This is a genomic window from Rickettsiella endosymbiont of Aleochara curtula (genome assembly GCF_964030935.1).
GTDB lineage: Bacteria > Pseudomonadota > Gammaproteobacteria > Diplorickettsiales > Diplorickettsiaceae > Aquirickettsiella.
Genome location: NZ_OZ034990.1, coordinates 590613 through 603389, shown reverse-complemented (window position 1 = coordinate 603389; position 12777 = coordinate 590613). Strand labels below are relative to the sequence as shown.

The 12777-nt window shown below is 34.0% G+C and carries 13 protein-coding genes; 8 read left to right on the top strand and 5 right to left on the bottom strand.

The features are described from left to right. Positions 1–100 precede the first annotated feature (100 nt). The gene (locus AAHF87_RS02595; protein WP_342146819.1) at positions 101–1243 is read left to right on the top strand and encodes a glycosyltransferase family 1 protein; all 1143 of its coding nucleotides are present in this window, start codon (positions 101–103) and stop codon (positions 1241–1243) included. A 1-nt stretch (position 1244) separates the two neighbouring features. Here the strand turns inward: AAHF87_RS02595 and AAHF87_RS02590 are convergent, their stop codons facing one another. Together AAHF87_RS02590 and AAHF87_RS02585 are read right to left on the bottom strand one after the other, a co-directional pair. Next, positions 1245–1958 carry a class I SAM-dependent methyltransferase gene (locus AAHF87_RS02590; RefSeq protein WP_342146818.1) on the bottom strand — a complete coding sequence of 238 codons (714 nt, stop codon included), beginning with the start codon at positions 1956–1958 and terminating at the stop codon, positions 1245–1247. Between the two features lie 64 nt (positions 1959–2022). Beyond that, positions 2023–3492 carry a mannose-1-phosphate guanylyltransferase/mannose-6-phosphate isomerase gene (locus AAHF87_RS02585; protein ID WP_342146817.1) on the bottom strand — a complete coding sequence of 490 codons (1470 nt, stop codon included), beginning with the start codon at positions 3490–3492 and terminating at the stop codon, positions 2023–2025. A gap of 251 nt (positions 3493–3743) precedes the next feature. Between AAHF87_RS02585 and AAHF87_RS02580 the strand changes: the two genes are divergently transcribed. Both AAHF87_RS02580 and AAHF87_RS02575 read left to right on the top strand, forming a co-directional pair. Further along, positions 3744–4883 (top strand): glycosyltransferase, encoded by a 1140-nt coding sequence (locus AAHF87_RS02580; RefSeq protein ID WP_342146816.1) that lies wholly within the window; start codon positions 3744–3746, stop codon positions 4881–4883. Between the two features lie 19 nt (positions 4884–4902). Next, the gene (locus AAHF87_RS02575; protein WP_342146814.1) at positions 4903–5712 is read left to right on the top strand and encodes a glycosyltransferase family 2 protein; all 810 of its coding nucleotides are present in this window, start codon (positions 4903–4905) and stop codon (positions 5710–5712) included. Here the strand turns inward: AAHF87_RS02575 and rfbC are convergent. Together rfbC and rfbA are read right to left on the bottom strand one after the other, a co-directional pair. After that, positions 5701–6249 carry a dTDP-4-dehydrorhamnose 3,5-epimerase gene (gene rfbC, locus AAHF87_RS02570; protein WP_342146813.1) on the bottom strand — a complete coding sequence of 183 codons (549 nt, stop codon included), beginning with the start codon at positions 6247–6249 and terminating at the stop codon, positions 5701–5703. The genes AAHF87_RS02575 and rfbC overlap by 12 nt on opposite strands. Beyond that, positions 6246–7118 (bottom strand): glucose-1-phosphate thymidylyltransferase RfbA, encoded by an 873-nt coding sequence (rfbA, locus tag AAHF87_RS02565; RefSeq protein WP_342146811.1) that lies wholly within the window; start codon positions 7116–7118, stop codon positions 6246–6248. Before rfbA ends, rfbC begins: the two co-directional genes overlap by 4 nt. Positions 7119–7228: 110 nt before the next feature. On the opposite strand from rfbA, the gene AAHF87_RS02560 reads away from it, so the two are divergent. Genes AAHF87_RS02560 through rfbB form a run of 4 tightly spaced genes read left to right on the top strand, consistent with a single transcriptional unit; the run spans position 7229 to position 10981 of the window. Then, a complete protein-coding gene (locus AAHF87_RS02560) occupies positions 7229–8107 on the top strand; it encodes a glycosyltransferase family 2 protein (RefSeq protein WP_342146810.1) in 879 nt (292 codons plus the stop codon). Positions 8108–8137: 30 nt separating this feature from the next. Further along, a complete protein-coding gene (locus AAHF87_RS02555) occupies positions 8138–9067 on the top strand; it encodes a glycosyltransferase (protein ID WP_342146809.1) in 930 nt (309 codons plus the stop codon). Positions 9068–9083: 16 nt separating this feature from the next. Further along, complete coding sequence (gene rfbD, locus AAHF87_RS02550; RefSeq protein WP_342146807.1) at positions 9084–9953, top strand: dTDP-4-dehydrorhamnose reductase; 870 nt, start codon at positions 9084–9086, stop codon at positions 9951–9953. Further along, on the top strand, positions 9950–10981 hold the full coding sequence (gene rfbB, locus AAHF87_RS02545) for a dTDP-glucose 4,6-dehydratase (RefSeq protein ID WP_342146805.1): 1032 nt from the start codon (positions 9950–9952) through the stop codon (positions 10979–10981). Before rfbD ends, rfbB begins: the two co-directional genes overlap by 4 nt. Here the strand turns inward: rfbB and AAHF87_RS02540 are convergent. Next, complete coding sequence (locus AAHF87_RS02540; protein WP_342146803.1) at positions 10938–11729, bottom strand: class I SAM-dependent methyltransferase; 792 nt, start codon at positions 11727–11729, stop codon at positions 10938–10940. The genes rfbB and AAHF87_RS02540 overlap by 44 nt on opposite strands. Positions 11730–11974: 245 nt before the next feature. Here AAHF87_RS02540 and AAHF87_RS02535 point away from each other — a divergent pair, with 245 nt between their 5' ends. Further along, the gene (locus AAHF87_RS02535) at positions 11975–12760 is read left to right on the top strand and encodes a class I SAM-dependent methyltransferase (RefSeq protein ID WP_342146802.1); all 786 of its coding nucleotides are present in this window, start codon (positions 11975–11977) and stop codon (positions 12758–12760) included. Positions 12761–12777: the final 17 nt, after the last annotated feature.

Genomic DNA, 12777 nt, shown 5'->3' with positions numbered 1-12777 from the left:
AAAAAGAATCTTAGCAAACTCTTATCAAAAATTCTACTGTTGCTAAATATTCTATCTAACTATACTTATATTTATTGTTTAATAGAATATGCTAGACGATATGAATATTATTTTTAACATACAAAGTTTACAGTATCCTTTGACTGGAATTGGTTGGTATACTCGATATCTGTTGAAAGGTTTACAAGAGCATGAATGCATTAATCAACTTATTTGTATTCCTGATTTTAAAAAAAATAATCTTATAATAAAGAAAAATATTATTTCTGAATCGAATATAAAGAAAATTATAAAATATTTTCCGGGTACTTATTCTGTATTAAACAATTATCGGAATGCTAGATTTATAAAACAAACTCGTTTTTTAGTAGAGGATAAATTTATTTATCATGAACCTTGTTATGTATTAAAACCTTACTCAGGTCCTAAAATTTGTACAATACATGATTTATCGCATATTCATTACTCAAAGTATCACCCTAAGGAAAGGGTTAGATATTTAATGCGTAATTTACCTATCACTATAAATAATGCGGATCATATTATTACAGGCTCTAGCTTTATTAGGAATGAGCTCATTAATTATTTTAAAATTCCGCCATATAAAATTACAAGTATTTATCATGGGGTATCTAAGTTATTTAGGCCGCGATCATTTAATGATGTAAGAAATGTTTTGCTACATTATAATTTACATTATAAATCATATTTACTTAGTGTCGGAACCTTAGAGCCTAGGAAAAATTTAGAACGTTTAATTCAAGCTTTCAGTAGCCTATCCGAAAAACAACGAAAAGAATATCCTTTAGTTTTAATAGGAATGAAGGGTTGGCAGTCGCATCGTTTAGAAAAAATGATTCAATCACTTATTAAAAAAGGACAACTATATTGTTTAGGTTATATTCCGGAAACTGATTTGCCGTATTTATATTCAGGTGCATATGCATTTGTCTATATATCCATATACGAAGGTTTTGGTTTACCTTTATTGGAAGCTATGGCCAGCGGCATACCTACACTGGCTAGTAGTGAATCTGCTATGCCGGAGGTAGTAGGTGAAGCAGCCATGCTAGTTAATCCATTCGATATCGATCGGATAACCGAACAATTAAATCAATTAATAAATAATTTAACTTTACGGGATAGGCTGAAAAAGCTAGGTCCTATTCAAGCAGCAAAATTTTCTTGGGAATCTTGCATAGAAAGTACTATAGAAGTTTATAAAAAAACACTTAATAATTAAATTATTTTATGTAAATTTTTTGTATATATGAACCACAGGAAAATACTCGTATAAGGGGAGTTTTTTCAAAATAGGGTTCAAAAAAATTCAATATTTTGGCCAGAAAATCTGGGCAAAACAAAGGTACAAACCCAACAAACGTAGATTCAGTAATAATTCCGCCATTAATTTTAAACCATTTATCCAATTTTCTTGGAGAATAAGATCTTTCTTCATGAGCGATGTGGTACGGAGAAACTTTTTCTAAGATTTTCAGCACAGGATTATATCCATTTGGTTCAGCAACAATAATTTCATTTGCGATATTACATATTATTTCGATAGCTTTTTCTACTTGATATAGATGGTGTAAAACTCCTCTTACAATGGCTATATCATATTTTTTAATAAGAGGAATCTGATAGACATCCATTACTTGAAATTCAATATTTTTAATATGCGCCATATTTTTTTTTGCAACTGCAATGGCGGCATCATTAGGATCAACTCCAGTTACAAATTCAGGCCGTAATACAAGTAGTTCTTCAGTAAATACGCCATCTCCACAACCAATATCTATAATTCGCTTTCCTTTTACATCGCCTAAGGTTTGATGAATAATTTTGCTTGTTCTCTTGCTAGACAATGTACTAGATAATTTTTTAGTAATTGAATATTGATATCCGCCATTTGTAAGAACGTCTGACTTAAATGTATCTATGTTTTTTTCTTGCATAATTAATTTTCCTGTTAATTTGTTTCAAGAAATCTATTAAAAATTAGTGGCTAATATTTTTTTATTAGACAGTTGTGTGATGCTCTCGATCATAATTATCTTTAAATCGTATAATGTCATCTTCACCTAAATAACTACCTATTTGCAGCTCAATCAAAACTAAGTCTTGATCATCGAAATTACTTAAGCAATGCTTACTTCCGAGAGGTATAAAAGTAGATTGTTGCTCTTTTAGCGTAAATTTTTTGTGATCATTTTCTATACTGGCGGTGCCTGCAACAACGACCCAATATTCGCTACGATATTGGTGCATTTGCAAGGATAAGCTAGCACCGGAATGTACTACCAATCTTTTTAGTTTATAATTTGGACCTTGATCTAAAATAGTATAATGTCCCCAAGGACGATAAATAGTTTGATGATAACGATAAGACTCGTGACCCTTTGTCTTTAACTCTTTAACTAATTGCTTTATTTTTTGAATATGAGAATTTGCGCAAATCAATAATGCATCATGGGTGTCAACAATGGTTAAATTTTTAATGCCTAATGTGGCAATTACTCGTCCAGGATAATTTTGGCTATAGATGGTTGTATGGTAAGTTTCTTGTAAAACAGCATTTCCTACAATGCGATTCCCGTTTTCTTGGGGTTCTAATAATGTGTTTAATGCACTCCAAGAACCGATATCGGACCAACCAAAATTTGCAGATAAGACAGCAATATTTTGTGCTTTTTCCATTAATGCATAATCAATAGAAATATTTTCCAGCTTAGCAAAGCTTTGTTCATCCAATTTAATTCTATCCTGAAGTATACTATTTTTTTTAGTACTCAATTTCCAACAATCTAAGGCTTTAATATAAAGTTCTGGAATATAGGCTTTCACTGAATCCAAAAAAGTTTTAACTTCAAAACAAAAAATTCCTGAGTTCCAAAGGTAATTACCTTCTTCGATATAAGATTGAGCCGCTTCATGTGTAGGTTTTTCATGAAACTTCACTACTTTATAAGCTGAGGAGGTTATCTCATATGATTCACCATATTGAATATAACCATACGCAGTTTCTGCTTTGTGAGGAATAATTCCAAACATAGTTAATAATTTTTTTTTGGCTAGTTGATAGGCTTTTTCTATGCTTAAATTAAATTTATCTTGATTCAAAATGATATGGTCAGCGGGTAATACTAATAATACCGCGTCTGGATTGATCATTTCTTTAACAAATAATGCACTGAAAATGATAGCTGCTGCGGTATTGCGTGATACTGGTTCTAATATAAAGCTAAATTCTTTTGAAGTATTAGGATAACCTAATTCTTTAAGCTCTTTTTTGGTTTGATAATAATATTCAACATTGGTTATGGTAATAATTTTTTTGACATTAAGTAAGTTGACGGCACGTTGGTAAGTTTTTTGTATTAATGAATTGGGATCATTATTGAATCGGATAAAAGGTTTAGGGTATGCTTCGCGGGAAACAGGCCATAAGCGAGATCCATTTCCTCCTGACAAAACAACAGGGACAAGCATCTTATTTCATCCTTGAAATCTAGTAGATTTTTAACAGCGTTTTTTGCTTTTTCTTTATCCTTAGGACTCTCTTATTGTTTGATTCTAGGATTAGAGGTATTGTTATTGAACACTAACGTATGGCTTGGGTAAAGATTGAATTGTATTTATTAAAGTAAGCCAAACAATTTAAAGGACCATTGAAACATAGCTTTTTTAGTATATCAATATATCAAACTGTATTCGAGTGATTGAAGGGTCGCAATGGGTTTATGGAAAGCATTTTACATTTAGGAAAATTCTCTAATGAGCAGGTAGGAGGTATCGAAACCGTTGTTGATACGCTACTTACCCGATTGAGCCTAGATTTTAAATTGTTCAATTTAGTTGCAAGCAGCAGTTTTAAAAATAAGATAGTTGAGCAAGCTGGGTATATCGAATATAACGCAGCTTTAGCAGGAATGCTTGCGCGTACTCCTTTTTGCCCTAGCATGCCTTACCAAATAAGAAAACTTTATCAGCGCTATCAGTTTTCTATTGTGCATTTGCATTTACCCAATCCCATGGCGCACCTCGCTTCAGAAACTTTACCTGATTCGGTGAAAAGAATTATTAGCTGGCATAGTGATGTGATACGACAAAAAAATTTATTAAAAATATATCAACCTTTCGTTAATCGCTTATTAAAACAGGCCAGCGCGTTAATTGTTTCGACCCCCTATTTAGCTGAAAAGTCTATACAAATTAAGATAGCCAGGGACCGCAAGATTATTCATACCATTCCTTACGGTGTAGATTTCGATTATTTTTTGATCAATAAATATCAGGAAAAAATGGATCAGATTAAACAGCAATACTCGCATCGTTTTCTGGTATTTGCTTTAGGCAGACATGTTTATTACAAAGGATTCTGTTATTTAATTGAAGCAATGCAACATTTACCTAAAAATATTACTTTATTATTAGGAGGGGAGGGGGCATTAACTCGAAAATTGAAGCAACAGGTCAAAACTTTACAACTTGAGCATCAAGTTTATTTTCTGGGTGAAATAGCTAAACAGAATTTGCCGGCTTATTATCATGCCTGTGACTTATTTTGTTTGCCATCGATTGATCAAAGCGAAGCGTTTGGGATCGCTCAATTGGAAGCGATGGCTTGTGCAAAACCAGTTATTTGTTGTGATGTGACGCATGCCGCGAGTAATGTGAATCAAGATGCCGTGACCGGCTTTGTCGTCTCTCCACGCAGTCCTAGAGCCTTGGCCAATGCAATCTATACACTCTATCAGGAACCTGTATTACGACGCTCTTTAGGTCGATCGGCTTATCATTACGCTAAAGAAAACTTTACTACACAAAAAATGGTAGCACAGATTAAAAATCTATATCAGGAAATTCATCATTTTAATTAATATAATCTAAGAGAAATTTATGTATCCAATTAAACTGTCTATTAGCATAGTTGTGTATGGAGAAGATTTTGAGCAAATTAAAGAATGCCTTTTGAGTTTACTCAACGCGATTCCTAAGGATACATCTTATAAAATTACACTGGTAGATAATGGTGCTTTAGAATTAAATAAAAAAAACGACTTTGATCTGAAAATTAAAGCTTTTTTTCCAAATTTACCGATCGATTATTTAATATCTCCCAAAAACGGGGGTTATGGCTATGGTCATAATCATGCACTATTAAAAAGTGATGCGGAATATCATCTTATTCTGAATAACGATGTGTATTTAATGCCAGACACACTCAAAAACGCGTTTGAATTTATGCAACAACATCAGCAAATCGGGATGCTCGTTCCTGATGTATACGATGTGGATGAGAACAGAGTGCATCTTTGTCGGCTTAATCCTAGCCTTTGGATAAGTTTTTTGCGTCGTTTTTCACCCGACTTTTTAAAGAAATTCTTTAAAAATCAGTTAAGTAAATTTGAGATGCAAGATAAAAATTATAATGAAGTTATGTTTAAATTAAGTAATCCCACAGGTTGTTTTATGTTTTGCCGACTGGATGTACTTAAACGTTTAGGTGGATTCGATGAGAAATTTTTTATGTATTACGATGATTCAGATTTGGGTCGACGACTGGCAAAAATTTCGCAAATAGCTTATTCCCCAACGGTTAAAATTAAACATGTCTGGCGCCGTGCCGCCTATAAAGACAAGCGTATGGCATGGATTGCAAGTAAATCGGCCTTATATTATTCGTGGAAATGGTTGTTAAAACAATAGCTCAGAGGAGAGGTCCTGTAGGCAAACATAATTTTTGTCTTTCGGCGATATTATCGGTGCTTGCAAAGGCCAATTAATAGCCAAGTTAGGATCGGACCAAAGTATGCCTTGTTCTGCTTCAGGGTTATAGTAATCGCTGCATTTATAATGAAAATCAACGATCTCGCTCAGCACACAAAATCCATGTGCAAATCCTTGGGGTATAAAAAGTTGATAATGATTTTCATCGTTCAAAATAATGCCAAACCATCGCCCAAATGTTGCAGATTGGGTTCTGATATCCACGGATACATCAAATACGCTGCCACGTATGACGGTAACTAGTTTGTCTTGTGGTTGCTGGAGCTGATAATGTAAACCACGTAAAACATTTTTACTGGAACGAGATAAATTATCTTGAACGAAATAAATATCTTTTTTTAGCAATCGTTGATAACGTTCTGCCTGAAAAGCTTCTAAAAAGAAACCTCGTTCATCTTGATGCGATTTCGGATCAATTATCATTAAATCTTGGATAGGCGTTGGAATAATTTTCATATTGCTCTTTCAAGTATATCGAGTAAATAGTTACCATAATTACTATTGAGTAATTTACGAGCAGAAATCTCTAGGGCTTGGGCGCTGATAAAGCCTTTACGCCAAGCGATTTCTTCTAAACAGGCTATCTTCAAGCCTTGCCGCTTTTCGATGACTTGCACGAAATGCGAGGCTTCAAGTAAGGCATCGTGTGTCCCCGTATCTAACCAAGTACTGCCGCGGCTGATTAATTGATGTGAAAGTTGTCCCTGAGTTAAATATTGCCGATTCACATCGGTAATCTCCAATTCACCACGCTTCGAAGGTTTAATATTTTTAGCAATATCAATCACTTGATTATCATAAAAGTACAGGCCAGTGACTGCCCAATTAGACTTAGGTTGTATGGGTTTTTCTTCTATATCAATTAAACACTGATCTTTATCAAATACTGCAACCCCATAGCGCTCAGGATCATTGACAAAATAACAGAAAATCTTTGCGCCATTTTGCTGTCCAGCTGCCGATGTTAAGTTTTCAGAAAATTTTTCCCCATAAAATAGATTATCGCCCAGAATGAGCGCGACCGAATCTTTGCCAATAAAATTTTCACCTATTATGAAAGCTTGAGCTAAACCATCAGGATTTTTTTGCGTTAAATAACTAAGATTGATTCCCCATTGTTCGCCTGACCCTAGTAAACTCTGGTACTGAGATAAGTCTTCAATGGTGGTTATAATTAAAATCTCTTGAATACCGGCTAACATTAATGCACTGAGCGGGTAATAGATCATCGGCTTGTCATAAACCGGCAATAACTGCTTACTAATTCCTTTAGTTATAGGATGTAGACGCGTACCTGAACCACCTGATAATACGATACCTTTCACTGATAACTATCCTTGTTAAATGCGGGTGAAAAAAGTGCAATTCCAATTCTATCGCTTTAATTTTTGCCTAGTGTAAGGTATATTGCGGTTTATTAAAATAGCTTTTGAACATGATGTCTAAACCCACTGTATTAATTAATATCGTTCTTTATCATCCTGATAAGAAAAAAGTATTAGACCTAATCGATATCTGTTCCCAATATGAAAAAGGCAAGGTTTTATTATTTGATAATAGCGAAGGTTCTCTATCCTTTGAGTTTGATAATAATAAGAACGTTTTTTTATTTAAAAGCCCGAAAAATGTCGGCGTGGGTGGTGCACATCATGCCGCATGTCAAATGGCCGAAGAAAAAAATTTTGATTTTGTATTATTTCTCGATCAAGATAGTCAGCTCCCTACAGGATTTTTAACGGATATGATTTCCGGATTTTATCGATTACTAAAATTACATCCGCGTTTGTGTGCTATTGGTCCTTCCTGGAGAGATCCTGAGCTCGATGGAGGATTAACAAGGGCATTAAAAGATAAGCTAAGAAGCTTCTTAAAAGCGCCAAATTTAAAGCATGTGTTAATTAGCTCAGGAATGTTAATTTCGGTAGCTTGCTTAAAAGATGTGGGTTACCCAAAAAAAGAATATTTTATCGATTTAGTGGATACAGAGTGGTGTTTACGGGCTTTATATAAAAATTATCAAATATTCATGTTACCTGATATTCATATGTCGCATAGAATCGGTGAAATCAAAAAAATAAGTAAATTCAATTTTCAATATGAACAGCCGATTCGCTATTATTACTCACTGCGTAATAGCTTATTTCTATTTCATGAAAAACATATTTCATTTGCATGCAAATTTTTTATTTTAGCTGGAAATTTATTTAAGTTAAGAAAAATAATTTTCTCACCTAAACCGATACAAAGTTTAATCACGGCTAGTCGCGGCATTAAGGATGGATTATTAATGAAAAACCATACTAACGAAATATAGTTTACTATTATCTTAAGGATTAGAAATATAATGTCTGATGCTACTGTACTAATTAATATCGTACTTTATAATCCTGATAGAGATAAAGTATTAGAGCTCATTCGCATTTGCTCTAAGTATCAATCGGCTAAAATTTTATTGTTTGATAATGCGTCAAATTCTGAATGCCTAGAAAATATTAATTCAGATCACATTATTCTGTTTAATAGCCCTAGAAATGTGGGCGTGGCGGGTGCGCATCATTATGCGTGTAAAATGGCTGAAAGGGAAAATTCTGATTTTGTTCTTTTTCTCGATCAAGATACGCAGCTACCCGAAGAATTTATACATAATATCATTTCAGAATTTTATCAATTACAAAAATTACATGCTCGTTTGATTGCCGTTGGACCTACCTGGATCGATCCTAGAACTTACAATTGGTATCAGGAAAGAAGAGAAAGAATTAGTCTGAGAAATAGTTTGCGAAATCTATTAAAGATTACTGAAAAAAAGAAAAAAATACATAATTTACTGAGACTGGACAATATTATCATAAGTTCAGGAATGTTAATACGAGTCGATGCTTTTAAGGAAATTGGCTATCCAGAAAAACATTATTTTATTGATTTAGTTGACATAGAATGGTGTTTACGCGCACTTTCTAAAAACTATCATATTGAGATGCTTAAAAATATTAAGATTCGGCATACGATAGGAGAAGTGAAGAAAAATAAAAATAGTGTGTTGCACTATCAAAAGCCGCTACGTTATTATTATTCTATTCGGAATAGTTTTTTACTTTTTGGAGAGAAACAGTATCCATTTAACTTCCGTATTTTTATTTTAATTCGAAATATATTAGAAATAAAGAAAATACCCTTTGTACCTGAGTCTAAAAAAAGTTTAATAGCGGCACTACATGGTTTAAAAGATGGCTTTTTATCTAGAAAAGGGGTTTACCTAGAAACGTTTAAATAATATTTAAGGACAGTCATTGAAACTTTTGTTAACCGGTGCACATGGTCAAGTAGGTCATGAGATTATTGATTTAGCGGTAAAATATAACTTGGAATTATATCCGCTGACACATCAGCAGCTTAATATCACAGACTTCGAACAATTAAAACAGGCCGTAGCTGTTATTAAACCCAATTACATTATTAATGCTGCGGCTTACACCGCGGTTGATAAGGCCGAAAAAGATAGTGAATGTGCTTTTGCTGTGAATGCCTTAGGCGTTAAACATTTAGCCAAAATTGCTCAAGAATATGACATACCTTTATTACATATTTCGACGGATTATATTTTTGATGGTCAAAAAAAAATGGCTTATTGTGAAGACGATGTAGCTAATCCTTTATCCGTTTATGGTTTAAGTAAATTAAGCGGTGAAAATTTTTTAAGGGAAACTTGGTTTAAGCATATCATTTTACGAGTCAGTTGGGTATTTGGAGCATACGGCAATAATTTTGTGAAAACGATTATTTGTTTAGCAAAGGAAAAACCAGAATTAAACATTATTGCTGATCAAAAAGGGGCTCCTACTTATGCGGGCGATATTGCGCAGACTTTGCTTAAAATAGTGGCGTGTCTACATAATGGTCGGTGTGCGTGGGGGACTTACCATTATACAGGGACACCTGTGCTGAGTTGGTATGAATTTGCTCAAAAAATAGTGGATGAAGTGAAACAACAGCAACCATTAATACTAAGAAAAATTAGTCCTATTACGGCATTAGAATATCCGAATCTTGCGCGCAGACCTTATAATTCTGAATTGGCTTGTAATAAGATTGCCCAAATATTTAATATTGAACCGAATAATTGGTCTGAGGGATTGAAGAAAATGGTAATTTCTACATGATATATACGCCTAAAAACATGTTAGTGACAGGAGGTGCCGGTTTTATTGCCAGTCATTTTGTGCGTTATTACCAAGAGCATCATCCGGAGATATTTATTGTCAATCTCGACAAACTCACTTACGCTGGATCATTAAATAATTTAAAAAATTTACGCTTTCCACAGCAACATCATTTTGTGCAGGGAGATATACTGGATAGTGATTTAGTGTTGAAATTGTTCAAGGATTTTAAGGTAGATACGCTGGTGCATTTTGCTGCCGAAACCCACGTCGATCGTTCGATTAACTCACCTGAGAAATTTATTCAAACCAATATATCGGGCACATTCGCTTTATTAGAGACATGTCGAAAATATTGGTTGCAAGAACAGGGTTTCGGCCAAGGTGATTGTCGATTTCACCATATCTCTACCGACGAGGTGTATGGTAGCTTACAAAAAGATGAACCTGCTTTTACTGAATTTACGCCTTACCGACCTAATTCTCCTTACTCAGCTAGCAAAGCTTCTTCAGACTATCTGGTGCGCGCTTATTATGCTACCTATGGACTTCCGGTTAGCATAAGCAATTGCTCGAATAATTATGGTCCTTTGCAACATAGAGAAAAATTCATTCCCATGGTTATTCAGCAATGTTTAACTAAGCAACCCATACCCGTTTATGGCGATGGTTCGAATATTCGTGATTGGCTGTATGTCGATGATCATTGTAGCGCTATCGATGCAGTGATTCGTAGGGGGCGGGTGGGAGAAACGTATAATATAGGAGGTAATAATGAATTGAGTAATTTAGCTGTTATTTCTGCTATTTGTGATGTACTTGCTAAAATTAAAGCCAGCACTTTCAATTACAATAAATTAATTACTTTTGTGAAAGACAGACCTGGACATGATTGGCGTTATGCTATTAATTCAAGAAAAATAAAAGAAGAGATTAATTGGCAACCAAAAGAGACTTTTTTAAGTGGGATTATAAAAACACTGACTAAGTATTGTAATACCAACCCTGTTTTTTCGCCTCGCGAATAGTAGAGGTGACTGGATCGTAAGTTCCTACCACTGAACGCTTATAAGGGCTTGTCCGCTGTTTTTTTAGTTTTTTTACAATAGTGACACTGTCATGAAAGGTGATGGCATGTAGCCATTTAGCAATATCCAGATCGTGTTCTGAAAAAAATTCCAGCGCTTTATTATTTTCTATATGATAAAAATTCAATAAATCAGTCAGCTTTTTGAAGAACGCAATTGAAGAATTTTCACTTGGAAATGAGCCGCCATGACTTTGCCAATAAGACGTGCACAAATCTTCCGTCAAATAAATTCCGCCTGGTTTAAGTCGTGAAAAAAGTAAATAAAAAGTACTTATTATATCAGAGCAGATATGAGAACCATCATCAATGATGATATCAAATTTCAGTTTTTGAAAATTTTTTTCAATAGACTGCTTCTCAGTAATATCAAAATTATATACTTTTATATCCTTTCCAAGATCTAATTGCGATACCCTTGAATCAATATCGACACCATGAATCGTAGCGTTTCTAAAATATTTTTTAAGGATTTGTAAGCTTCCACCGTTTTGTACGCCTATTTCTAATACCGAAGGTGAATGAGAGATGTAGGGTTTAAAAAATTCTTCATAAATATCGAGATAATTGATCCATTTATCACAAGCATTGATATTGTGTCGATAAAAAACTTCTTTAAAAGGGATAGTTTGTAGGTTAGCAGTGGGTGAAGTTTTATTGCGTAATAAGTTTTTAATAAACGTAATCATCTGATCTTCCATTATCTCGTTCAATTAGGAAAATATTTCAGTTAAATGCAATTCCCGCTGAAAAATCCAAAATTGGTTGTAAACATATAACACTCTGCTTTATCTTGCAATATTTTACTAAAATAAAGGCTTGAGATAAAGAAAAAAAAAGTGTTAGTATTTTCTTTAGCAAAGATATCGAACACACTAGTAACCATCGCTGATTATGATATTTTAGGCTGTGATATTTAAGGGAGTAAATCGAAATGCATGATACTGCAATGATGCTGGGAAAAATGTTCTTTGATCAATATGTTCAAAAATCCGGATTGCATATTGTGGATATTGGCGCACAGGATGTGAATGGGTCGTTACGATCAGTTAGTTCAGCGCAAAATAAATATACAGGCGTTGATTTTGTAAAAGGTAAAGGGGTAGATATTGTTATTACCGATCCTTATACCTTACCTTTTGAAGATAATTCGATTGATGTGATTGTTTGTTCTTCGTGCTTTGAGCATGCCGAGTTTTTCTGGCTGATGTTTACCGAAATATTAAGGGCATTAAAGCCAAGCGGAATTCTTTACCTTAATGTTCCTGCAAATGGCGTTTTTCACCGTTTTCCAGTGGATTGTTGGCGTTTTTACCCAGATAGTGGGAAAGCCTTAGAAAACTGGGGAAAAAGAAATCAGTATCCATGTGTTCTTTTAGAATCGTTTACAGGCACGCCCATCACTGACATTTGGAATGATTTTGTAGCGGTTTTTTTAAAAGATCAGGCTTTTATTCCAAATTATCCCAACAGAATTCAAGCAATTTATCAAGACTATATATACGGAATAACTTATGAAAATCCGTCTTTTACTAATTACAAAGAAGCACAATACGAAACTGTCGATCTAGAAAGCAAATTAAGAAACGTTTCGCGTGAATTGGAACAAAAAAGGATCGCTATAGAGGAAATATATAATTCATCAAGTTGGCGAATGACTGCTCCAATAAGGAAAATAAGAAATCTTTTGAAGATTAATCGAGTGGGTGAAGCCATCTAACTTTATTTTATCTGAGA